Genomic DNA, 22,224 nt, shown 5'->3' on the forward strand with positions numbered 1-22,224 from the left:
TTTTGGTTTTATTCACTCTGTTTAGATTTCGCAGTCCGGAATGCGCCGGCTGAATTGAGAATATATTTACTATGTTAAGCAAAATATTGACCAAGGTTTTTGGTAGCAGTAACGATCGTACGCTGCGCCGTATGCGCAAAGTGGTGGACGTCATCAATAAGATGGAGCCCGATTTTGAGAAGCTCACTGACGATGAACTGAAAGCGAAAACCGACGAGTTCCGCGAGCGCCTGAAAAAAGGTGAATCGCTGGAAAGCCTGATCCCTGAAGCGTTCGCGACCGTGCGTGAAGCGAGTAAACGTGTGTTCGGTATGCGTCACTTCGACGTGCAGCTGATCGGCGGCATGGTGCTGAACGACCGCTGCATCGCTGAGATGCGTACCGGTGAAGGTAAAACCCTGACCGCAACGCTGCCAGCCTATCTGAATGCACTCTCTGGCAAAGGCGTTCACGTCGTGACCGTCAACGACTATCTGGCACAGCGTGATGCGGAAAACAACCGTCCACTGTTTGAGTTCCTGGGGTTAAGCATCGGTATCAACATGTCGGGCCTGCCAGCGGTGGCGAAGCGTGAAGCTTACGCTGCTGATATTACCTACGGCACCAACAACGAATATGGCTTTGATTACCTGCGCGACAACATGGCTTTCAGCCCGGAAGAGCGCGTGCAGCGTAAACTGCACTATGCGCTGGTGGATGAGGTCGACTCCATCCTGATCGATGAAGCGCGTACGCCGCTGATTATCTCCGGTCCGGCAGAAGACAGTTCTGAGCTTTATACCAAAGTGAACAAAATCATCCCTCATCTGGTACGCCAGGATAAAGAAGATACCGAAACCCATCAGGGTGAAGGCGACTTCTGGGTTGATGAGAAAGCGCGTCAGGCTCATATGTCTGAGCGTGGTCTGGTGAAAGTGGAGGAGCTGCTGGTCAGCCAGGGCATCATGGAAGCAGGCGAGTCTCTCTACTCACCGACCAACATCATGCTGATGCACCACGTCACTGCGGCGCTGCGTGCGCACGCACTCTTTACCCGCGATGTTGATTACATCGTGAAAGATGGCGAAGTGGTGATTGTTGATGAGCACACCGGCCGTACCATGCAGGGCCGTCGCTGGTCCGATGGTCTGCATCAGGCGATTGAAGCGAAAGAAGGCGTTGAGATTCAGAACGAGAACCAGACGCTGGCCTCTATCACCTTCCAGAACTACTTCCGTATTTACGAGAAGCTGGCCGGTATGACCGGTACTGCCGATACTGAAGCGTTTGAATTCAGCTCTATTTACAAGCTCGACACCATTGTGGTGCCGACTAACCGTCCGATGGTGCGTAAAGATCTGGCCGATCTGGTCTACATGACCGAGAAAGAGAAGATCGATGCCATTATCGAAGATATCCGTGAGCGTACTGCCAACGGTCAGCCAGTGCTGGTGGGAACCATCTCGATTGAAAAATCAGAAGTGGTTTCTAACGAACTGACCCGTGCCGGTATCAAACATAACGTCCTGAACGCCAAATTCCACGCCCGCGAAGCGGATATCGTGGCGCAGGCCGGTCAGCCGGGTGCGGTCACTATTGCCACCAACATGGCCGGACGTGGTACGGATATTATGCTGGGCGGTAGCTGGCATGCCGAGGTGGCTGAACTGGAAGAGCCAACTGAAGCGCAAATCGAAGAGATCAAAGCGGCATGGCAGATTCGTCATGATGCGGTGCTGGCGTCAGGTGGTTTGCACATCGTCGGTACTGAGCGTCACGAATCACGTCGTATCGATAATCAGCTGCGCGGTCGTGCCGGCCGTCAGGGTGATGCCGGTTCTTCGCGTTTCTACCTGTCGATGGAAGATGCGCTGATGCGTATTTTCGCCTCAGACCGCGTCTCCAACATGATGCGTAAACTGGGCATGAAGCCAGGCGAAGCGATTGAGCATCCATGGGTCACCAAAGCGATTGCCAATGCACAGCGCAAAGTTGAAAGCCGTAACTTCGATATTCGTAAGCAACTGCTGGAATATGATGATGTGGCGAATGACCAGCGTCGCGCAATCTACAGTCAGCGTAATGAGCTGCTGGATGTGTCTGATGTTAGCGAAACCATTAACAGCATTCGTCACGATGTTTACAAAGTGACGATTGATACCTACATTCCGCCACAGTCGCTGGAAGAAATGTGGGACGTGCCAGGCCTGGAAGAGCGTCTGCGTGCTGACTTCGATCTGAACCTGCCGATTGCAGAGTGGCTGGATAAAGAGCCTGACCTGCACGAAGAAGTGCTGCGTGAGCGCATCATGACCCACGCCACGGAAAGCTACGCTGAGAAAGAGCAGATCGTTGGCGCAGAGATGATGCGCAACTTCGAAAAAGGCGTGATGCTGCAGACGCTGGATTCATTGTGGAAAGAGCATCTGGCTGCGATGGACTACCTGCGTCAGGGTATTCATCTGCGCGGCTATGCGCAGAAAGATCCTAAGCAGGAGTACAAGCGTGAATCCTTCGCCATGTTTGCTGCGATGCTTGAATCACTGAAATATGAAGTGATCAGTACGCTGAGCAAAGTGCAGGTGCGTATGCCAGAAGAAGTTGAAGCGATGGAGCAACAGCGTCGTGAGGAAGCTGAACGTCTGGCGCAGCAACAGCAGCTAAGCCATGTAGAAGAAGATCTGCTGGCAGCCGAGCCTGTGGCGGAGCAGAGTGGTGAACGCAAAGTCGGCCGCAACGACCCCTGCCCATGTGGTTCCGGCAAAAAGTACAAACAGTGCCATGGCCGTATTGCCTGAGACTGAATGCTGATGAAAAAGGAGCCAATGGCTCCTTTTTTTATGCGCTCTGCTAACGTAATCTCTGCGCCAGCGCTGAGCTAAAGCGGTTAACTTCCGCTCCGGCATGCTCTAGAATCAGCCTTCATTCACCTATGACGACCGGATAGTTTCCATGAAGCACCTGCAGGTTGCAGTTGGCATCATTCGCAATGCCAATAAACAGATTTTCCTTGCCCAGCGCGCGGCAAGCTCTTACATGGCGAACAAGTGGGAGTTTCCTGGCGGTAAGATTGAAGCGGGCGAAAGCGCCGAACAGGGACTGATCAGGGAGCTACACGAAGAGACCGGGATTGACGTCACTGAGGCGCGCCCGATTGGTCATGCAGACCACAGCTATAACGATCTGCGCGTAACGCTGCATTTCTTTCTGGTTGAAGGGTGGAACGGCGAGCCGTGGGGCAAAGAGGGTCAGCCACAGCGTTGGGTTGATCAGCATGCGCTGGTGGCGGAGGAGTTTCCACCCGCGAATCACCAGCTGATTGCGCGACTGGTCGCGGGCGAACTCTGACTGAATGGGGCAGTGCGCCCCATCTTATCAACGATGTTCTTCACTCCAGTTGTCACTGTCGTTCATGTCGTTGCTGCTGGGAATGCGTTTTTCTTCTGCGGCCCATTCCCCTAAATCGATGAGCTGGCAGCGCTTACTGCAAAAAGGGCGCCACGGGCTGAGCTCATCCCAGATCACATCTTTGCCGCACTGCGGACAGGAAACGGTCATCACTTCTTGCTGCATTTTTACCTCTAACAACAGGCCAGTTGAAAATTAAGGCGGGCCGGAACTTCACCACGCTCACTATCAAGCGGCATAAAACGAATGGCGTAGCGGCTTTTATGTCCGGACACCTGTGGATAGAGCGCATCCTCCAGCGACAACTGCAGTCGCAGCAGATCGGCGCCTTCGGCATTATCCTGATAAAAACCATTAAGGCTGGTCTGCACATGAAACGCGCCAGACTGGCGGATCAGATCCAGTATCATCGCCAGCGCATGATGCAGTGGCTCCAGCGTCAACATCCAGGCTTCGACCTGCGCATCGCGTGCTTCCTGCGGCAGATGGAGCCAGATGTGCAGGCCCGGTAAATCAAAGCTGCAGCATCCACCGGGGATGCTCAGACGCTGCCGCACCAGGGCAATCAGACGATCCTCGCGGAGTTGCTGGCCCATACGTGGGGCATTCATCAACTGCGTTGACTGAATTTTGATCTTATCGCGCAGGGCATCCACCAGCGTCATATCGACGCCGGGCACGTCAGCCCACGCCCGTAATTTTTGCTGCTGGCGCTCAAGCTCTTTCAACAGTTCTGTCCGCATATCGCCGCGCTCAAAAATATCGAGCAGCTCGCTAATCAGGCGAAAAAAGGTCAGCGCATTAACGGTTTTATCCAGTGGTGTCGTTTCATCTAACTGATTAATCAAAAACTCAACCCGTAACCAGGTTCGCATTTTTTCATTCAGTGGGTGTTCAAACAGAACGGGTGTGCTCATGGTATTAATCCTGTTTCGTTGCCGCCAGCCTGAGATAGCGCTGATGGAGTTCGGCAACCTGTGGCAAGGCGTCGTCGGGCTCGCCACTGTTATCAATAATGTCGTCGGCACAGGCGAGGCGCTGCTGGCGCGTGGCCTGTGCGGCAAGAATACGTTTCGCCTGTTCGACGGAAAGATGGTCACGTTGCTGGGTGCGCGCTAACTGCGTTGCCTCATCAACATCGACTACCAGCACCCGATCAGCCTGGTGCTGTAACTGATTTTCCACCAGTAATGGCACCACCCAGAGCACATAAGGTGAGGTGGCCTGGGCGATCAGTTCTCGTGTCCGGGCGTTAATCAGCGGATGGAGCAGCGCGTTTAACCAGCTTTTCTCTTCCGGCTGCTGAAAAATAATGTCGCGAAGCTGTTTACGATCAAGCATTCCCTGATCCGTCACGATTGACGCGCCATAGCGTGCCTGAAGAGCCTGCAAAGCGGGCGTGCCAGGTTCAACAACTTCTCGGGCGATCAGGTCAGCGTCAATAATTTCCACACCAGACGCGGCGAATGCCTGGGCAATCGTACTCTTTCCACTGCCGATTCCCCCTGTAAGCGCGACGATATAGGGCATGTTTCTCACCTGACTTCATATTCCGACATAGGTTCAGGGTAATGATCTGGCTAAAAAAGGCAAAAATGCGCGGCAGATCACACCGATAAAGCACAACTAAATTTAACGGATTGTAGCGTAAATAAAGTGTAATTCGCAGTCTTGTCGCGCAGCGAGAGGCGCGTATCATAACGTCACTGGAGCTGTGCTTACTTCGTGAACGACGATTCATTGCCACTTACCAGGACACTGTTTATGCGTATTGAAGAAGATTTGAAACTGGGCTTTAAAGATGTCTTGATCCGCCCCAAACGTTCAACGCTGCAAAGTCGCTCACAGGTTGAGCTTGAGCGCAGCTTTACCTTCAGACATTCAGGTCTCAGCTGGAGCGGCGTACCGATCATCGCCGCCAACATGGATACCGTCGGCACATTTTCAATGGCTGAGGCGCTGGCCAGCTTCAATATCCTCACTGCCGTCCATAAGCATTACAGCGCAGACGACTGGCGGGCGTTTATTCAGCGCGTCCCCGCGACGGTATTGAAACATGTGATGGTTTCAACCGGCACGTCAGAAGCCGACCTCACTAAACTGGTCGCGATTATGGCGCTGTCTGACGATCTGCAGTTTATCTGCATTGACGTGGCCAACGGCTACTCACAGCATTTTGTCGATTTCCTGCAGCGTGCACGTGAAACCTTCCCGACTAAAACTATCTGTGCCGGAAACGTGGTCACAGGCGAAATGGTAGAGGAGCTCATCCTCTCCGGCGCGGATATCGTCAAAGTCGGTATTGGCCCGGGTTCGGTCTGTACAACCCGGGTGAAAACCGGCGTGGGCTATCCGCAGCTTTCTGCAGTCATTGAGTGTGCCGATGCGGCGCATGGCTTAAGCGGACAGATTGTCAGTGATGGCGGTTGTTCCGTGCCGGGTGATATTGCCAAAGCCTTTGGCGGCGGCGCTGACTTTGTGATGCTGGGTGGCATGCTGGCAGCACATGATGAGTGTGAAGGGCAGGTCGTCGAAGAGAATGGCGAAAGCTTTATGCTCTTTTACGGCATGAGTTCCGAATCAGCGATGAAGCGTCACGTTGGTGGTGTCGCCCAGTACCGTGCCGCCGAAGGTAAAACGGTGAAACTGCCATTGCGGGGGCCGGTCGCTGACACCGCGCGCGATATTCTGGGTGGACTGCGTTCTGCCTGTACTTACGTCGGAGCGGAGCGCCTGAAAGAGCTGACCAAGCGCACGACCTTTATCCGCGTTAACGAGCAGGAGAACCGGGTCTTCAACCGATAGGCATCCGGGGCGCAGCCCGCGCCCCTTAATGCATTACATCCCCCAGCCCGAACACCGGCAGATACATTGCAATCACCAGCGTGCCGACAATGCCGCCAATCACCACCATCATTATCGGTTCCAGCGACGCCGCCAGTGTGTCAGCGCGCTCTCGTGTTTCTGCCTCATGCCATTCCGCCAGCCGGGCCAGCATCAAATCCAGTGCGCCCGCCTCTTCCCCAACCCGAACCAGCTGACCACATAAGGGCGTGAACAGCGGATGCTGCATCAGCGCCTGATGCAGAGGACTCCCCTGGGCAATATGCTGCTGCAGTCCGGCCATCGCTTCCCGCCAGAGTAATGAGGAGAGCGTGACTTCAACAGCAGCCAGTCCCTGTAACAGCGTTAACCCGGCTCGCTGTGTCAGATTCAGAATGGTGTAGATCTGCGTCAGCTGCGTGCCACGCCATAACCCGGAAAGCAGCGGGATGCGCAGGAAAATCGCCTGCTCACGGCGTTGCCAGCCCACAGAGCGTCGTCGTAACTGATGCCAGGCCACCAGCATCAGCGATACGCCGATGGCTAACACCGCTCCCCACTCCTGAAGTGCGGCAGATAACTGCATGACCGTGGCTGTAAAAGCGGGCAGAGGCGCGTCAAAAGAGTCATACACCGCAACGAACTCTGGCAGCACGAACAGCAACATGCCGCAGGTGACAGCGATTGCCACCAGCAGAATGAAGAGCGGATAGCGTAACGCCTTTGCCACCTGATGCCATAACTGCTGCTGGCGGATCTGCTGCTGAGCCAACTCACTGCAGCAAACATCCAGCTGCCCCGTCAGTTCGCCCACTTCCATCAGCGCCGGGTAGAGCGGCGGAAAAATCTGCGGCCATTCACGCAAAGCCTGTGAAAAAGGGGCACCGCTGAGTACCCGATGATGAAGGGCGAGCATCAGAGCCCGCCAGCCTGCATGAGGATGCCCCTCAGCCAGTAAAGCCAGACTTTCTGCCAGTGGCAGGCCCGCTTTGAGCAGGGTAGCCAGCTGACGAATCAGATCGGTTTTGTGCTGCCACGTCCAGTCCCTCTGACGCCAGATTTTTTCCCGCTTCCAGCTCACCGGCAGAAGATCGCGCTGCTCCAGGATGAGTAGCAGGTTGTCAGTGTCGACAGCCAGTAGCTGACCACTGAGTAACTGGCCCTGGCTGTCGACCGCCTGCCAGCTGAATAAAGCTGCGTTAGCCATCGTCCAGCCCAATCACCCGTTGCATCTCTTCCAGCGAGGTATCGCCCCGGCTTACCGCTTCCAGGCCGGAAACCAGTAAAGTGCGCAATCCTTGTTGTTTCGCCAGATTGAGGAGATTCTCCAGCGGCATCTCGGCTGCAATCGCATTCTGCAGCCTGGCATTGATCGGCAGAAGTTCAAACAGCGCCAGCCGACCAAAATAACCGGAAAAGCAGTGGTCGCAGCCGGACGCCCGCCAGGTTTGCAGGGTGCCGGGCCAGAGTTCCGCAGGATAGTGCGCCACCGCCTCAGCGGGTTGACGGCAATGGGGGCACAGGCGCCGCACCAGACGCTGCGCAACAATCAGTTTCAGCGCCGACCCCAGCAGATAACCGGGAATCCCCATCTGTCGCAGCCGGGTCAGCGTCTCGGCGGTGGAGTTAGTGTGCAGCGTTGACAGTACCAGATGCCCGGTCTGCGCCGCTTTCACCGCAATCTCCGCTGTTTCGGCATCGCGGATCTCGCCCACCATGATCACATCCGGATCCTGTCTCAGCAGCGCCCGCAGCACACGGTTAAAATCAAGACCGTTTTTAGTGTGGATCTGTGTCTGGTTAATGCCGGGCAGCGGAATCTCAATCGGATCTTCAACGCTGCACAGATTTTTTTCTGGTTTATTCAGGGCACTGAGTCCGCTATAAAGCGTAAACGTCTTGCCGCTGCCGGTGGGGCCGGTGACCAGGATCAGTCCCTGCGGCTGGGCCAGTGCGTCACAGAACCGACGCAACTGGGCAGCCGGTAAGCCGAGCTTATCCAGAGACAGCGCCGCGCTTTCACTCTGCAGCAGCCGGACCACCGCTTTCTCGCCACCATAGATGGGTAAGGTCGCCAGGCGAAAAGAGGCGGGTTTACCTGCAATCTCCATGCTGAACTGACCATCCTGCGGTAACCGGCGTTCGGCGATATCCAGCCCGCCAAGGATCTTCAGTCGTGCCAGCAACGCCGCAGGCTGAGTGAAAGGCAGTGAAGAGAGCGGATGCAGTACGCCATCAATACGCAGTCGCACACGCAGACCCTCGCGGCAGGGTTCGATATGCACATCGGAGGCCCGTCGCTCCAGTGCCTGACGCAGGATGAGCTGTGTCGCTTCTATTGCTGACTCGGTGGGTGTCTCTTCGCGCGCCACCAGCCCTTTATCAGCGTGCTGGAGCTGGTCAAGCCGGGCCTGCGGCCAGCATTCGATCTCAATCTGACACTGGCTGGCAAAATTGAGCGCTTCAGCCAGTCCGGGCGGCACGCTCTCCGCAACGGCAACGCGCAGCAGACTGGCATCATGGTGCAGAACCAGAGCGCGATAGCGCTGGCATAATGCCATAATCGTCTCATCAGGCTTGCTCATCGCTGGCTCCTTTATCCGCAAAGCGGAATTGTTCCCGGCAATTGTCCCGCAGGCTGGTGTTATTGCTGGTGCAGCTGCGTTGCCAGCTGATGCCGCCCTCTATGCTGTCCCAGATTGGCAACATTTCAACACTCAGGCCATTCAGACTCTCCTGGCCAGTCAGCGTAATCACCCCGTTGGTTACGCTCAGTGCCGAGACATAGCGCGATCCTCTGGCGGCAGGAATACCCGCTTCTCCGGCCTGGCACTGCGTCGGGCCGCCGCGCTCCATGGCGCAAAGCTCTACGGCGGTCTTAAAGGGCACCATGGTTTGCAGCATGTCGGTAAGGGCAGCACGCTGCAGATAATTTTGATAAGCGGGCAGGCCGATGGCACTTAAGATTGCCACAATACCCACCACAATCATCAGTTCAACCAGCGTAAATCCACGTTGATAATTCATCACATCGTCTCCGTATTAAGAAGGCGACAGGGTAAAAATCGGGGACGGTGAAAGACAGTCAGAGATCGGCGAACTGGAAAGCATGATGTGAAGAGATTTCAGACTTACAGCGCAGTCGAAACTGCGCCGGAAGCGGGATCGCAAAATCGCTGTGTTGAGTGACGGCGAGGCAGGCTATTTTTGTTTAAAGCGCATCGAGAGATCCAGCGCCCGCACATGCTTGGTCAGCGCACCGACCGAGACGTAGTCCACGCCGGTCAGGGCGATCTGTGGCAGGGTGGTTTCGGTGACGTTGCCGGAGACCTCCAGCAGCGTCCGCCCCTGGTTGAGTTCGACGGCTTCACGCATCGCTTCCAGGCTGAAGTTATCCAGCATCACGATATCGGCTTCCGCTTCCAGCGCCTGACATAACTCCTCCAGCGATTCCACCTCAACTTCAACCGGCACATCGGGCTGCAGCCATTGCGCTCTTTCCACTGCCTGCTGAATCGAGCCGCTGGCAATAATATGGTTCTCTTTGATGAGATAAGCGTCAGAGAGACCCAGGCGATGATTGCTGCCTCCGCCGCACAGTACCGCATATTTCAGCGCAGTCCGCAGTCCGGGCAGGGTTTTACGCGTGTCCAGCAGTTGCGTCTGGCTTCCCGCCAGCAGCGCGACATAGCGGCTGACTTCGGTGGCAACGCCTGAGAGCGTCTGCACAAAATTAAGCGCCGTTCGCTCGGCGGTCAGCAGCAGCCGGGCAGGCCCCTCGATTTCAAACAGCAACTGGTCAGCCTCGATCTGATCACCATCTTCAACATGCCAGATCAGGGTCGCGTGCGAGCCGAGCTGAATGAAGACCTCTTCAACCCAGCGTTTACCACAGAAAACACCGGCTTCACGGGTGATGACCTGCGCATGGGCCTGGGTTTCAGCAGGTAACAGCTGCGCAGTAATGTCGCGTTCAGCGTCGATTTCACCACCGAGATCCTCTTTTAACGCCAGCGCAACCGCATCCGGAATGTCACTTTCACTACGTTTAATCAGTGCGTGACGGCGATTGTCGGGATCATAACCACGGGATGACATAGGCATTTTACTCCAGAAACAGAAAGGACAGAGGCGGTCACAATAGCCTGAACCGGCATCAGGTTCCAGCAACGGATGCTATTTTGTTTAGTATCCTTAACAATGGGCTATTTAATGTCACCGGACCTACACACTAAGAGGCAAGAATCCTTTATTATTCATGCTATTCTCAGCCTGGTGATATAAGGAAAAGCGGTATGAAAATCAAACAGGGCTGGCTGACCGGTGTGCGTCACGTGCCGTCAACACACTGCAATGAACGCCCTGACAATGAGGTGCCTTCACTGCTGGTGATCCACAATATCAGCCTGCCACCCGGTGAATTTGGCGGACCCTGGATCGACAGACTGTTTACCGGCACATTACCGCCTGATGCCCATCCCTATTTTGCGGATATCGCCGCGCTGAAAGTGGCAGCACACTGCCTGATTCGTCGTGACGGGGAGATCGTGCAGTATGTCCCTTTTGACAAACGCGCCTGGCATGCAGGCATTTCGCAGTTCGAAGGACGTGAGAACTGCAACGACTTCTCCATCGGTATTGAGCTGGAAGGAACTGACAGCGAGCCGTATAGCGAGGCGCAATATCGGGCCTTGCAGCAGGTCACGCAGTTACTGCTGCAACACTATCCGGTAACGCCTGCACGTATCACGGGGCACAGCGATATCGCGCCGGTACGCAAAACCGATCCCGGGCCTGCTTTTGACTGGGACTACTACAAACAGCTGTTAACGCAGCAAAAATCCTGATTTTTGCGGAGTCAGTATGACGTTGTTTACCTTGTTGTTGGTTTTAGGCTGGGAGCGCCTGTTTAAACTGGGCGAGCACTGGCAGCTCGAACACCGGCTGGAGCCGATTTTTCGCCATCGTCGCCATTACTCCATGATGCGTACTTTGCTGATGACCCTACTGGCAATGGCGCTGACCGCACTGGTGGTCTGGAGTCTGAAAGGATTGCTGTTTGGCGTGCTGCAGTTGCTGTTCTGGATTGTTGCCGGACTGCTCTGTATCGGTGCCGGCTCAGTGCGTCAGCACTACCATAACTATCTGAAGGCGGCCAGCCATGACGACGACGCGGCACATCAAGCGATGGCGGCTGAGCTGACGCTGATCCATGGTGTGCCGGTGGAGTGCAGCGAGCGTGAGTTTCTGCGCGAGCTGCAGAATGCGCTGATCTGGATAAACTTCCGTTTCTATCTCGCCCCGATGTTCTGGCTGGTGGTGGGTGGCCCGTGGGGGCCGGTGCTGCTGGTGGGTTACGCGTTTCTGCGCGCCTGGCAAGGCTGGCTGGCAAAATTCGGCACACCAATGGCGCGAGCGCAATCAGGCGTGGATGCGATTCTGCATTTGCTCGACTGGATCCCGGTGCGGCTGGCGGGTGTCGCTTACGCGCTGCTGGGCCATGGCGAAAAAGCGCTGCCCGCCTGGTTTGCCTCGCTGACCGATCGTCACCGTTCTCAGTATCACGTGCTGACGACGCTGGCGCAGTTCTCACTGTCGCGCGATCCGCACACCGATAAAGTTGAAACGCCACGGGTGGCCGTGGCGTTAGCGAAACGGACTTCGCTGGTGCTGGTTGTTGCCGTCGCGTTGCTGACGATTTACGGCACGCTGGTGTAATCAGCAGGTGGCACGCCGAAATCAGGCGTGCCATCTTCCCGCCAGCTGAAATATTTCAGTCGGGTATGGCGGTTCGGATCCCATAACGGATCGCCTTCAATTTCAGTGTAGTTACGCGCGTGGTACACCAGTACGTCGCGTCCTGCCTCATCCTGGGTAAAACTGTTGTGGCCCGGCCCGTACTGGTGGTTGTCCCAGCTGGTCACAAATACCGGACGCGCTGATTTCTGCCAGGCTGCGACATCAAGCGGGTTGGCATTCGCGGCAATCGACAGTATCCCCAGACAGTAATTTTCATCGGTGGCGCTGGCGGAATAGGTCACAAACAGCCGATCGCCGTGACGGATAACCGCCGGTCCTTCATTAACGCTGAACCCTGCACACTCCCACTCATATTCCGGCCGGCTCAGCATTACGGGCGTACCTTTTAGCGTCCAGGGATTCAGCAGCTCATCCAGGTAGAGGTTAGAGTTGCCGGGAATCAGGGGATCTTTCTGCGCCCAGAGATACCAGTTTTTGCCCTGATGCACGAAGTGGGTTGCATCCAGTGAGAAGCTGTCCAGGTGGGTGAAGACCCTGCGGCAGGGCTGCCATTCGCCCTGCAACGGATCTGCCGCCTCACACACCAGCGCATACATCCGGTGCTGAAACAGTCCCTCTTTGATTTCGCGTGTGGGTGCTGCTGCGAAATAGATGACCCACTGTCCGTTAATGTAGTGCAGCTCAGGTGCCCAGATTAACTCGCTAAAGGGGCCGCTCTCGGGCTTGCGCCAGACGACCACCGGCTCGGCGCTGCGCAGGCCGGCCAGCGTCGTGGCGCGACGGATCTCCAGCCGGTCATACTCAGGCACCGATGCCACAAAGTAATAGTACTGTTCATGACGCAAAATAAAGGGGTCGGCACGCTGCTCGATAAAAGGATTCGGCAAGATTGCGGTCATTTAACATCTCCGGTTGGCGTGACAACACCGTCGCGCAGGCGAACAGTGTGTAACTCATGGAAGTTTTCGCGGCGCAGCGCGAGATCCTGCTGGATGGTAATCATCATTTTGCGGTCGACCTTCATCAGTCGTACCACACCTGCGGTAATCAGATAGCCGACGCCAGGAATAATGGTGAAGAGCAGCATGATGCCGTTAATCGCCTCAGGTGACTGCTGCTTAGCGCCCGCATTGTAGCCATAGATCGACAGCAGAAAGCCGACCATCGCACCGGCCACTGCCAGCCCTACCTTAAGGAAAAAGAGGTTGCCGGAAAAGCTGATACCGGTAATGCGTTTGCCGGTTTTCCATTCGCCGTAGTCATCCACATCGGCCATCAGTGACCAGTGCAGCGGAGAGGGGATTTGATGCAGAATGTTCAGCACAAAATAGGCGACCACCACCATCACGGTAGCGTGGGGATCGATCCAGTAGAAGGCGCTGGAAAAAAGGGCCAGTGCGATATTGGTCCAGAAGAAGACTTTGAGTTTGCACCAGCGATCGGTGAGCAGTTTTGCCAGCGTGCTGCCGACCATCATGCCAATGACTCCCAGGCTGATAAACAGCGTGGCAAAGTGCGTTGACTGGCCCATGACCCAGGTCACGTAATACATGGTGGCCGCCATGCGGATGAAGCCAGGGCAGACGTTACAGAAGGTGAGCAGCAGAATGCGCACCCACTGGTCATTTTTCCAGACATCACGCAGATCTTTCTTCAGATCATCATTACTCGGCACGGCCGGGCGGATACGTTCACGTACCGTGGCAAAGCAGAACAGAAACATTGCCAGGCCAATGGTTGCCAGTACCGCCATCGCCATCTGGTAGCCGCGCGCTTTGTCTTCGCCACCGAACCACTCTGCCATCGGCAGCAGGGACAGAGAGAGTATCAGCGTGGCGATGCCGACCATGACAAAGCGATAAGACTGACAGGAGACACGCTCACCGGGGTCGTTGGTAATCACGCCGCCCAGAGAACAGTAAGGAATGTTAATCGCTGTGTAAGTTAGCGACATCAGGAAATAGGTGACGAAGGCCCAGATCACCTTGTTGTGGTAAGTCCAGTCTGGCGTGGTGAACATCAGTACGCTGAAGACCACATAGGGCACGGAAACCCACAGCAGCCAGGGACGAAAACGGCCCCAGCGACTCTGGGTGCGATCGGCGATGGCACCCATAATCGGATCGGTGACTGCATCGAGCACCCTGACCGAGAGCAACAGAGTTCCCACCAGCGCCGGAGCCAGCCCGAAAACATCGGTATAGAAGTAGTTCAGGAACAACATGATGGCACCGCCAATCATGTTGCATCCGGCATCGCCCATGCCATAACCCAGCTTTTCTTTAAATGAGAGTGCTGCGGGCTTCATTTTGCTTCTCCTGCAAACCGTGAAGCCAGTGATTATTAGGGTCGAAGCCGTCTGTGACGCAGCAGCAATTGGTTACAAAGATGGACAAAACAGGCGGGCGCAAAAAAATGTGAACTGGTACGCACCAGCGAGCCAGTTCACATTAGTTTATAGAGGGTATTTTTAACGAAAGGGTGTTTACGCAGCGCTTTTGTTCTGGCCTTCAACCAGTCCGCCAACGAAGCTGCCGAGCCAGCCACCAATATTGCCAAAGAGAGTGCTGGCAACAGAACCTACTAAACCGGAAATAAATGGCACCGGGATCAGGGAGCCGAGTATGTTACCGATTAATGAACCGGCCTGCTTACCCACGGTGGTAGTAATATCCTGAATCATGCCACAGCCACTTACGGCCAAAATTTCTGATGGTGCGAGTTCCCGCATAATAATTTTTTCCTTAATCAGGTTAGAAGCAGGAAAAAATTACCATCTCAAGCCAGTAATAAAAATAGTAATAGAGCTAAAGTGGCCGGTGCGCCTGACAGCGCGCACCGGATGAGCAAAAAGATCAGGCTTTCTGCGTCTGGTTCTTAATAAAGTAACCAATACCCAGAATGACCAGCCAGACCGGGATAAGCCAGACAGAGATCGCCATGCCCGGCGTGGTCACCATCAGCACCAGAATCGCCGCCAGGAAGACCAGGCAAATCCAGTTACCCGCCGGATAGAGCAGCGCTTTGAAGCGGGTGGTGACGCCCTGCTGATCTTTCTTACGACGGAACTTGAGGTGCGCCAGGCTGATCATTGCCCAGTTGATGACCAGCGCGGAGACGACCAGCGACATCAGCAGGCCAAACGCTTCGCCCGGCATCAGGTAGTTGATCAGCACGCACAGTGCAGTGGCAACAGCCGAGACCAGAATCGTTAACACCGGCACACCGCGACGATCGACTTTCAGCAGCGCTTTCGGCGCATTGCCCTGCTGTGCCAGACCAAACAGCATACGGCTGTTGCAGTAAACGCAGCTGTTATAGACCGACAGGGCCGCCGTCAGGATCACCACGTTCAGCGCATTCGCCACCATGGCATCGCCCAGCTCGTGGAAGATAAAGACAAACGGGCTGACTTCTGACGTGACACGACTCCACGGCATCAGAGACAGCAGCACTGCCAACGAACCAATGTAGAAAATCAGGATACGCCACAGCACCTGGTTAGTTGCTTTTGGAATGCTCACTTCCGGGTTATCAGCCTCTGCTGCGGTGATACCTACCAGCTCCAGTCCGCCGAACGAGAACATGATAATTGCCATGACCGCGACGAGACCGCCGATGCCATGCGGGAAAAAGCCGCCCTGTTCCCACAGGTTGCGCACGGTCGCCTGCGGACCCGCGTGACCGCCGAACAGCAGCCAGCCACCGAACAGAATCATGCCGATGACCGCAACCACTTTAATGATGGCGAACCAGAACTCCATCTCACCGAACACTTTCACGTTGGTCAGGTTGATGGCGTTGATCATCACGAAGAAGATGGCGGCTGAGGCCCAGGTAGGAAAGTCTGGCCACCAGAACTGGATATATTTACCAACGGCAGTAAGTTCTGCCATGGCAACCAGTACGTAAAGGACCCAGTAGTTCCAGCCTGAGGCGAACCCGGCAAAGTTGCCCCAGTATTTATACGCGAAGTGGCTGAAGCTGCCGGCGACCGGCTCTTCCACCACCATTTCACCCAGCTGACGCATGATTAAAAAGGCAATAAAACCGGCAATCGCATAGCCCAGAATAACGGCCGGTCCGGCGGATTCAATGACCGATGCGCTGCCCAGAAACAGCCCGGTTCCCACTGCACCACCCAGCGCGATGAGCTGAATATGGCGGTTCTTAAGACCACGTTTCAGCGCTTCGCCTTGCTGTTGTTCCATACAAACCTCGTGATGTTTTTATTCTTCGTTCGCAGCGCAGTCCGCTGTAATGAAGTAGTTACAATAACGTATTGATTATTTTACGGTATCCGGCGTGCTGAATGCTGCCATCTGCTACCCTGGCGACAAGAATAGTGATAAGCGAATCGCTTTGCACCTGCTTTCGCCTTTCGTGCTGAGAGTTGACTGAAAAAACGCCGTCCTGGTCACGTCTGCCCACAGCAACTTCTGCCATGAAATGCCGTTAATGACGAATAGGTTTCACTTATGCCTGCCGCTGCGCTAACGCGCTAAGCGGGTGTAAGGTTTGGTAAAAGTGAAATTATTTAACATTTGTGGCAACGCGAATTTTTCATTTTTTTAACCGCAAGTTAGCGCCAGCACAGGCTTTGGGGGCAGGTGAATGTCGCAGACACCATATAGACACAAGGTGAATACTTTGTTACTTTACCGGCACCTCTTTGCAATTGGTATTACCAATTTACTCCGGACGATTGGCTTAATAAGAAGGGACGATGGCTTACAGTAAGATTCGCCAACCTAAGCTCTCCGACGCTATCGAGCAACAGCTCGAATCGCTGATTATGGAAGGGACCCTGCGTCCGGGAGAGAAGCTGCTGCCTGAGCGCGAACTCGCTAAACAATTCGATGTCTCACGTCCGTCCCTCCGCGAAGCGATCCAGCGCTTAGAAGCCAAAGGATTATTGCTGCGCCGACAGGGTGGCGGAACATTTGTACAGGAGCATCTCTGGCAAAGCATGAGCGATCCCCTCGTTGAGCTTCTCGCCGACCATCCGGAATCACAGTTTGATCTGCTGGAAACGCGCCATGCCTTAGAGGGCATCGCGGCCTATTACGCGGCACTGCGCGGCACAGAGGAAGACCTGCTGCGCATTCGCGACTGCCATGTGAATATCCAGCAGGCGCAGGACAGCGGCGACTTAGACGCCGAAGCGGACGCAGTGATGCAGTATCAGATCGCTGTCACAGAAGCGGCCCATAATGTTGTGCTTTTACATTTGCTACGCTCAATGGGCCCTATGCTGGAACAAAACGTCCGTCAGAATTTCGAATTGCTCTACTCGCGCCGGGAAATGCTGGCAAAAGTGAGCGGTCACCGCGCCAGAATCTTTGAGGCGATTGTGGCCCGTGAGCCAGAAAAAGCGCGCGAGGCTTCACACCGTCACCTGGCGTTCATAGAGGAAATCTTGCTGGACAGAAGTCGGGAGCAGAGCCGTCGGGAACGCTCCCTGCGTCGTTTACAGCAACGTAAGGAATAACGTGCGACAAAGATCGTACTGACATCAGACGAGCCTGCCGGCATCTGCTTTAACAGGCTCCCGATTATTCAACGTATTAGACACAGATAAGGAACACACCCATGTCAGAACGTTTACACAATGACGTGGATCCGATTGAAACTCGTGACTGGCTACAGGCGATCGAATCGGTCATCCGTGAAGAAGGTGTTGAACGTGCACAGTATCTGATTGATCAGGTACTGGGTGCAGCCCGCAAAGGCGGCGTAAAAGTGGCTGCAGGTTCGTCTGCAATCAGCAACTATATCAACTCTATTGCCGTTGAAGATGAACCCGATTATCCGGGCAACACCTCTCTTGAACGTCGTATCCGTTCCGCAATCCGCTGGAACGCCATCATGTCGGTGCTGCGCGCGTCGAAGAAAGATCTGGAACTCGGTGGCCACATGTCCTCCTTCCAGTCTTCTGCGACGATTTATGAAGTGTGCTTCAACCACTTCTTCCGCGCGCGAAGTGAGAAGGATGGCGGCGATCTGGTCTATTTCCAGGGCCACATCTCTCCGGGTATCTATGCCCGTGCGTTCCTTGAAGGTCGCCTGACCGAAGATCAGATGAATAACTTCCGTCAGGAAGTTGATGGCAAAGGCCTCTCTTCTTATCCGCACCCGAAATTAATGCCGGAGTTCTGGCAGTTCCCGACCGTATCAATGGGTCTGGGTCCATTGTCAGCGATCTATCAGGCGAAGTTCCTGAAGTATCTGGAACACCGTGGCCTGAAAGACACCTCTGCCCAGACCGTTTACGCCTTCCTGGGTGACGGTGAGATGGATGAGCCGGAATCAAAAGGTGCGATCACCATCGCCACCCGTGAAAAACTGGATAACCTGGTCTTCATTATCAACTGCAACCTGCAGCGTCTGGATGGCCCGGTAACCGGTAATGGCAAGATCATCAACGAGCTGGAAGGCATCTTTGCCGGTGCTGGCTGGGAAGTGATCAAGGTCATCTGGGGCGGTCGCTGGGACGAGCTGCTGCGCAAAGATACCAGCGGTAAGCTGATTCAGCTGATGAACGAAACCGTTGACGGTGACTACCAGACCTTCAAATCCCGTGATGGTGCCTACGTGCGTGAGCACTTCTTTGGCAAGTATCCGGAAACCGCGGCGCTGGTTAAAGATATGTCCGATGATGAAATCTGGGCATTGAACCGTGGCGGCCACGATCCGAAGAAAATCTATGCGGCACTGAAAAAAGCGCAGGATACCAAAGGCAAGCCAGTACTGATCCTGGCGCATACCATCAAAGGTTATGGTATGGGCGACACCGCGGAAGGCAAAAACATTGCCCACCAGGTGAAGAAGATGAACATGGATGGCGTACGCTATATCCGTGATCGCTTTAACGTGCCGGTTGCTGACGATAAAATCGAAGAACTGCCGTACGTCACCTTTGAGAAAGGCTCAGAAGAGCATACTTATCTGCACAGTCAGCGTGAGAAGTTAGGCGGTTACCTGCCAACGCGTCAGCCGAAGTTCACTGAAAAGCTGGAAATGCCAGCACTCGAAGAGTTCAGTGCGCTGCTGGATGAGCAGAACAAAGAGATCTCGACCACTATCGCCTTTGTGCGTGCCCTGAACGTGATGCTGAAGAACAAGTCGATCAAAGATCGTCTGGTTCCGATCCTCGCCGATGAAGCGCGTACCTTTGGTATGGAAGGTCTGTTCCGTCAGATCGGTATCTACAGCCCGAACGGTCAGCAGTATACCCCGCAGGACCGCGAGCAGGTTGCCTACTACAAAGAAGACGAGAAAGGCCAGATTCTGCAGGAAGGGATCAACGAGCTGGGCGCAGGTTCATCCTGGCTGGCTGCGGCGACCTCATACAGCACCAACAACCTGCCGATGATCCCGTTCTACATCTATTACTCGATGTTCGGCTTCCAGCGTATTGGCGATCTGATGTGGCTGGCGGGCGACCAGCAGGCGCGCGGCTTCCTGGTCGGCGGTACCTCAGGCCGTACGACGCTGAACGGCGAAGGTCTGCAGCATGAAGATGGTCACAGCCATATTCAGTCTCTGACTATCCCGAACTGTATCTCTTACGATCCATCTTACGCTTATGAAGTCGCAGTCATCATGCATGACGGTCTGGTGCGTATGTATGGCGAAGCGCAGGAGAACGTTTACTACTACATCACCACGCTGAATGAAAACTACCATATGCCAGCAATGCCGCAGGGCGTTGAAGAAGGTATCCGTAAGGGTATCTATAAGCTGGAAACGGTAGAAGGCAGCAAAGGTAAAGTGCAGCTGCTGGGCTCAGGTTCTATCCTGCGTCACGTGCGTGAAGCTGCGCAGATCCTGGCGAAAGATTACGGTATCGGCTCTGATGTCTACAGCGTGACCTCGTTCACCGAGCTGGCGCGTGATGGCCAGGATTGTGAGCGCTGGAACATGCTGCATCCGACTGAAGAAGCGCGCGTACCTTACATCGCTCAGGTGATGAACGACGCACCCGCTGTTGCTTCAACCGACTACATGAAACTGTTCGCTGAGCAGGTTCGTAGCTATGTCCCGGCCAGCGATTATCGCGTACTGGGTACCGATGGCTTTGGTCGCTCTGACAGCCGTGAGAATCTGCGTCATCACTTCGAAGTGGATGCATCTTATGTGGTGGTTGCCGCGCTGGGTGAGCTGGCTAAACGCGGCGAGATCGAGAAGAAAGTGGTGGCCGATGCGATCACCAAATTCAATATCGATGCCGATAAAGTTAACCCGCGTCTGGCTTAAGAGGTAATAGAGTAATGGCTATCGAAATTAAGGTACCGGATATCGGGTCTGACGAAGTTGAAGTCACCGAGATTCTGGTGAAAGTTGGCGACAAGGTGGAAGCCGAGCAGTCGCTGATCACCGTGGAAGGCGACAAAGCCTCAATGGAAGTGCCGTCGCCACAGGCTGGCGTAGTGAAAGAGATTAAGATCTCTACCGGTGACAAAGTTGAGACCGGCTCACTGATCATGGTGTTTGATGCTGAAGGCGCTGCGGAAGCAGCACCAGCACCGGCCGCAGAGAAAAAAGCGGACGCGGCGCCTGCGCCAGCCGCTGCTGCGGCGACGGCCAGCAAAGAAGTGGCTGTGCCGGATATCGGCGGTGACGAAGTCGAAGTCACTGAGATTCTGGTTAAGGTTGGCGACAAAGTCGAAGCCGAGCAGTCACTGATTGTGGTGGAAGGTGATAAAGCCTCAATGGAAGTTCCGGCTCCGTTCGCGGGTGTGGTCAAAGAGATCACCATTGCGACCGGCGACAAAGTCAGCACCGGTTCAGCCATCATGGTCTTTGAAGCAGAAGGCGCAGCACCGGCCTCTGATGCGAAGCCAGAAGTGAAAGAAGAAGCAGCATCGGCACCCGCTGCTGCTGCAGGCGCAAAAGAGGTCAACGTTCCGGATATCGGCGGTGATGAAGTCGAAGTTACCGAGATCCTGGTCAAAGTTGGCGACAAAGTTGAGGCTGAGCAGTCACTGATCGTGGTTGAAGGCGACAAAGCCTCAATGGAAGTCCCTGCGCCGTTTGCAGGTACTGTCAAAGAGCTGAAAGTCGCCACGGGCGATAAAGTCAGCACCGGCTCACTGATCATGGTGTTCGAAGTCGAAGGTGCTGCTCCGGCCGCCCCTGCGGCCGCGAAACAGGACGCCGCTCCGGCGCCTGCTGCGAAATCTGAGGCTAAGCCAGCCGCCGCGGCGCCAGCAGCCAAAGCCAACAGCAAAGGTGAGTTCGCAGAGAACGACGCTTACGTTCACGCGACCCCGGTGATCCGTCGCCTGGCGCGCGAGTTCGGTGTTAACCTGGCGAAAGTCAAAGGCACCGGCCGTAAAGGTCGCATTCTGAAAGAAGACGTGCAGACTTACGTGAAAGAGGCCGTGAAACGCGCTGAAGCAGCGCCTGCTGCGGCAAGCGGCGGTGGTCTGCCGGGCATGCTGCCATGGCCGAAAGTTGATTTCAGTAAGTTTGGCGAAATCGAAGAAGTCGAACTGGGTCGTATCCAGAAAATTTCTGGCGCGAACCTGAGCCGTAACTGGGTGATGATCCCGCACGTTACGCATTTCGACAAAACCGATATCACCGATCTGGAAGCGTTCCGTAAGCAGCAGAATGCTGAAGCAGAGAAGCGTAAGCTGGATGTGAAATACACGCCTGTCGTGTTCATCATGAAAGCGGTCGCGGCGGCGCTTGAGCAGATGCCACGCTTCAACAGCTCGCTGTCTGAAGATGCGCAGAAACTGACGCTGAAGAAATATATCAACATCGGTGTGGCGGTTGATACGCCAAACGGCCTGGTTGTTCCGGTCTTCAAAGACGTGAACAAGAAAGGCATCACCGAGCTGTCGCGTGAACTGATGGCAATTTCGAAGAAAGCGCGTGACGGTAAGCTGACAGCGGGCGACATGCAGGGCGGATGTTTCACCATCTCCAGCCTGGGCGGCCTGGGTACCACACACTTCGCGCCGATCGTTAACGCGCCGGAAGTGGCTATCCTGGGTGTCTCTAAATCGGCGATGGAGCCGGTGTGGAATGGTAAAGAGTTTACGCCGCGTCTGATGATGCCGATTTCTCTCTCCTTCGACCACCGCGTGATCGACGGTGCTGATGGTGCGCGATTCATCACCATTATCGGCAATATGTTGTCTGACATTCGTCGTTTAGTTATGTAAATGTGAAGAAGGCCGGCGGATGCCGGCCTTCCTTTAACGATTCGTCGCGCCGCTGTTGGCAGTTTGTTAACAATTC

The 22,224-nt window shown here is 55.0% G+C and carries 19 protein-coding genes; 8 read left to right on the plus strand and 11 right to left on the minus strand.

The features are described 5' to 3' along the window. The first annotated feature begins 71 nt into the window (after positions 1-71). On the plus strand, positions 72-2,777 hold the full coding sequence (gene secA / locus AC6I8J_RS03310; protein ID WP_222924558.1) for a preprotein translocase subunit SecA: 2,706 nt from the start codon (positions 72-74) through the stop codon (positions 2,775-2,777). A 154-nt stretch (positions 2,778-2,931) separates the two neighbouring features. Beyond that, positions 2,932-3,327 (plus strand): 8-oxo-dGTP diphosphatase MutT, encoded by a 396-nt coding sequence (gene mutT / locus AC6I8J_RS03315; RefSeq protein WP_497825087.1) that lies wholly within the window; start codon positions 2,932-2,934, stop codon positions 3,325-3,327. 27 nt (positions 3,328-3,354) lie between these two features. On the opposite strand, the gene yacG is transcribed toward mutT, so the two are convergent. From yacG to coaE, 3 genes are read right to left on the minus strand one after another with little or no spacing between them, the layout of a single operon-like run. Then, the gene (yacG, locus tag AC6I8J_RS03320; RefSeq protein ID WP_497825088.1) at positions 3,355-3,552 is read right to left on the minus strand and encodes a DNA gyrase inhibitor YacG; all 198 of its coding nucleotides are present in this window, start codon (positions 3,550-3,552) and stop codon (positions 3,355-3,357) included. An 8-nt stretch (positions 3,553-3,560) separates the two neighbouring features. Continuing rightward, on the minus strand, positions 3,561-4,304 hold the full coding sequence (zapD, locus tag AC6I8J_RS03325) for a cell division protein ZapD (RefSeq protein WP_161731607.1): 744 nt from the start codon (positions 4,302-4,304) through the stop codon (positions 3,561-3,563). Positions 4,305-4,308: 4 nt separating this feature from the next. After that, on the minus strand, positions 4,309-4,917 hold the full coding sequence (gene coaE / locus AC6I8J_RS03330; protein WP_161731605.1) for a dephospho-CoA kinase: 609 nt from the start codon (positions 4,915-4,917) through the stop codon (positions 4,309-4,311). A gap of 234 nt (positions 4,918-5,151) precedes the next feature. Between coaE and AC6I8J_RS03335 the strand changes: the two genes are divergently transcribed. Further along, positions 5,152-6,192, plus strand: a complete 1,041-nt coding sequence (locus AC6I8J_RS03335; protein WP_161731603.1) for a GMP reductase — start codon at positions 5,152-5,154, stop codon at positions 6,190-6,192. Positions 6,193-6,217: 25 nt separating this feature from the next. On the opposite strand, the gene hofC is transcribed toward AC6I8J_RS03335, so the two are convergent. The 4 genes from hofC to nadC form a co-directional block, all read right to left on the minus strand. Further along, positions 6,218-7,417: a protein transport protein HofC gene (hofC, locus tag AC6I8J_RS03340; protein ID WP_285086442.1), complete on the minus strand. Its 1,200-nt coding sequence runs from the start codon at positions 7,415-7,417 to the stop codon at positions 6,218-6,220. Next, the gene (gene gspE / locus AC6I8J_RS03345; RefSeq protein ID WP_497825089.1) at positions 7,410-8,795 is read right to left on the minus strand and encodes a type II secretion system protein GspE; all 1,386 of its coding nucleotides are present in this window, start codon (positions 8,793-8,795) and stop codon (positions 7,410-7,412) included. Before gspE ends, hofC begins: the two co-directional genes overlap by 8 nt. Next, the gene (gene ppdD / locus AC6I8J_RS03350) at positions 8,782-9,237 is read right to left on the minus strand and encodes a prepilin peptidase-dependent pilin (RefSeq protein ID WP_260059191.1); all 456 of its coding nucleotides are present in this window, start codon (positions 9,235-9,237) and stop codon (positions 8,782-8,784) included. The genes gspE and ppdD overlap by 14 nt, the downstream gene beginning before the upstream one ends. Positions 9,238-9,411: 174 nt before the next feature. Continuing rightward, a complete protein-coding gene (nadC, locus tag AC6I8J_RS03355; RefSeq protein ID WP_222925501.1) occupies positions 9,412-10,308 on the minus strand; it encodes a carboxylating nicotinate-nucleotide diphosphorylase in 897 nt (298 codons plus the stop codon). A gap of 197 nt (positions 10,309-10,505) precedes the next feature. Between nadC and ampD the strand changes: the two genes are divergently transcribed. Both ampD and ampE read left to right on the plus strand, forming a co-directional pair. Further along, positions 10,506-11,057 carry a 1,6-anhydro-N-acetylmuramyl-L-alanine amidase AmpD gene (gene ampD / locus AC6I8J_RS03360; RefSeq protein WP_161731595.1) on the plus strand — a complete coding sequence of 184 codons (552 nt, stop codon included), beginning with the start codon at positions 10,506-10,508 and terminating at the stop codon, positions 11,055-11,057. A gap of 16 nt (positions 11,058-11,073) precedes the next feature. Then, positions 11,074-11,928 (plus strand): beta-lactamase regulator AmpE, encoded by an 855-nt coding sequence (ampE, locus tag AC6I8J_RS03365; RefSeq protein ID WP_161731593.1) that lies wholly within the window; start codon positions 11,074-11,076, stop codon positions 11,926-11,928. Here ampE and AC6I8J_RS03370 read toward each other — a convergent pair. The 4 genes from AC6I8J_RS03370 to aroP form a co-directional block, all read right to left on the minus strand. Continuing rightward, positions 11,910-12,869: a glycoside hydrolase family 43 protein gene (locus AC6I8J_RS03370; protein ID WP_161731591.1), complete on the minus strand. Its 960-nt coding sequence runs from the start codon at positions 12,867-12,869 to the stop codon at positions 11,910-11,912. The two genes, ampE and AC6I8J_RS03370, sit on opposite strands and share 19 nt — an antisense overlap. Next, positions 12,866-14,278 carry a glycoside-pentoside-hexuronide (GPH):cation symporter gene (locus AC6I8J_RS03375; RefSeq protein WP_161731589.1) on the minus strand — a complete coding sequence of 471 codons (1,413 nt, stop codon included), beginning with the start codon at positions 14,276-14,278 and terminating at the stop codon, positions 12,866-12,868. The genes AC6I8J_RS03370 and AC6I8J_RS03375 overlap by 4 nt, the downstream gene beginning before the upstream one ends. A 177-nt stretch (positions 14,279-14,455) precedes the next feature. Beyond that, positions 14,456-14,701, minus strand: coding sequence for a hypothetical protein (locus AC6I8J_RS03380; protein WP_222924547.1), 246 nt, complete (start codon positions 14,699-14,701; stop codon positions 14,456-14,458). 124 nt (positions 14,702-14,825) lie between these two features. Further along, positions 14,826-16,181, minus strand: coding sequence for an aromatic amino acid transporter AroP (gene aroP, locus AC6I8J_RS03385; RefSeq protein WP_161731585.1), 1,356 nt, complete (start codon positions 16,179-16,181; stop codon positions 14,826-14,828). A gap of 515 nt (positions 16,182-16,696) precedes the next feature. On the opposite strand from aroP, the gene pdhR reads away from it, so the two are divergent. From pdhR to aceF, 3 genes are all read left to right on the plus strand, one after another. Then, entirely contained in the window at positions 16,697-17,461 is a 765-nt protein-coding gene (pdhR, locus tag AC6I8J_RS03390; protein ID WP_033731582.1) for a pyruvate dehydrogenase complex transcriptional repressor PdhR, read from the plus strand. Between the two features lie 101 nt (positions 17,462-17,562). Then, entirely contained in the window at positions 17,563-20,229 is a 2,667-nt protein-coding gene (aceE, locus tag AC6I8J_RS03395) for a pyruvate dehydrogenase (acetyl-transferring), homodimeric type (protein ID WP_497825090.1), read from the plus strand. Between the two features lie 14 nt (positions 20,230-20,243). Next, positions 20,244-22,148 (plus strand): pyruvate dehydrogenase complex dihydrolipoyllysine-residue acetyltransferase, encoded by a 1,905-nt coding sequence (gene aceF, locus AC6I8J_RS03400; RefSeq protein WP_161731581.1) that lies wholly within the window; start codon positions 20,244-20,246, stop codon positions 22,146-22,148. Positions 22,149-22,224 lie beyond the last annotated feature (76 nt).

This window comes from Pantoea sp. X-Soil-ISGK-355 (assembly GCF_059730805.1).

Bases quoted from the DNA above. Each gene is read 5' to 3' on its own strand.
- secA (WP_222924558.1), top strand. From the start codon at position 72: ATGTTAAGCAAAATATTGACCAAGGTTTTTGGTAGCAGTAACGATCGT.
- mutT (WP_497825087.1), top strand. From the start codon at position 2,932: ATGAAGCACCTGCAGGTTGCAGTTGGCATCATTCGCAATGCCAATAAA.
- yacG (WP_497825088.1), bottom strand. From the start codon at position 3,552: ATGCAGCAAGAAGTGATGACCGTTTCCTGTCCGCAGTGCGGCAAAGAT.
- zapD (WP_161731607.1), bottom strand. From the start codon at position 4,304: ATGAGCACACCCGTTCTGTTTGAACACCCACTGAATGAAAAAATGCGA.
- coaE (WP_161731605.1), bottom strand. From the start codon at position 4,917: ATGCCCTATATCGTCGCGCTTACAGGGGGAATCGGCAGTGGAAAGAGT.
- AC6I8J_RS03335 (WP_161731603.1), top strand. From the start codon at position 5,152: ATGCGTATTGAAGAAGATTTGAAACTGGGCTTTAAAGATGTCTTGATC.
- hofC (WP_285086442.1), bottom strand. From the start codon at position 7,417: ATGGCTAACGCAGCTTTATTCAGCTGGCAGGCGGTCGACAGCCAGGGC.
- gspE (WP_497825089.1), bottom strand. From the start codon at position 8,795: ATGAGCAAGCCTGATGAGACGATTATGGCATTATGCCAGCGCTATCGC.
- ppdD (WP_260059191.1), bottom strand. From the start codon at position 9,237: ATGAATTATCAACGTGGATTTACGCTGGTTGAACTGATGATTGTGGTG.
- nadC (WP_222925501.1), bottom strand. From the start codon at position 10,308: ATGTCATCCCGTGGTTATGATCCCGACAATCGCCGTCACGCACTGATT.
- ampD (WP_161731595.1), top strand. From the start codon at position 10,506: ATGAAAATCAAACAGGGCTGGCTGACCGGTGTGCGTCACGTGCCGTCA.
- ampE (WP_161731593.1), top strand. From the start codon at position 11,074: ATGACGTTGTTTACCTTGTTGTTGGTTTTAGGCTGGGAGCGCCTGTTT.
- AC6I8J_RS03370 (WP_161731591.1), bottom strand. From the start codon at position 12,869: ATGACCGCAATCTTGCCGAATCCTTTTATCGAGCAGCGTGCCGACCCC.
- AC6I8J_RS03375 (WP_161731589.1), bottom strand. From the start codon at position 14,278: ATGAAGCCCGCAGCACTCTCATTTAAAGAAAAGCTGGGTTATGGCATG.
- AC6I8J_RS03380 (WP_222924547.1), bottom strand. From the start codon at position 14,701: ATGCGGGAACTCGCACCATCAGAAATTTTGGCCGTAAGTGGCTGTGGC.
- aroP (WP_161731585.1), bottom strand. From the start codon at position 16,181: ATGGAACAACAGCAAGGCGAAGCGCTGAAACGTGGTCTTAAGAACCGC.
- pdhR (WP_033731582.1), top strand. From the start codon at position 16,697: ATGGCTTACAGTAAGATTCGCCAACCTAAGCTCTCCGACGCTATCGAG.
- aceE (WP_497825090.1), top strand. From the start codon at position 17,563: ATGTCAGAACGTTTACACAATGACGTGGATCCGATTGAAACTCGTGAC.
- aceF (WP_161731581.1), top strand. From the start codon at position 20,244: ATGGCTATCGAAATTAAGGTACCGGATATCGGGTCTGACGAAGTTGAA.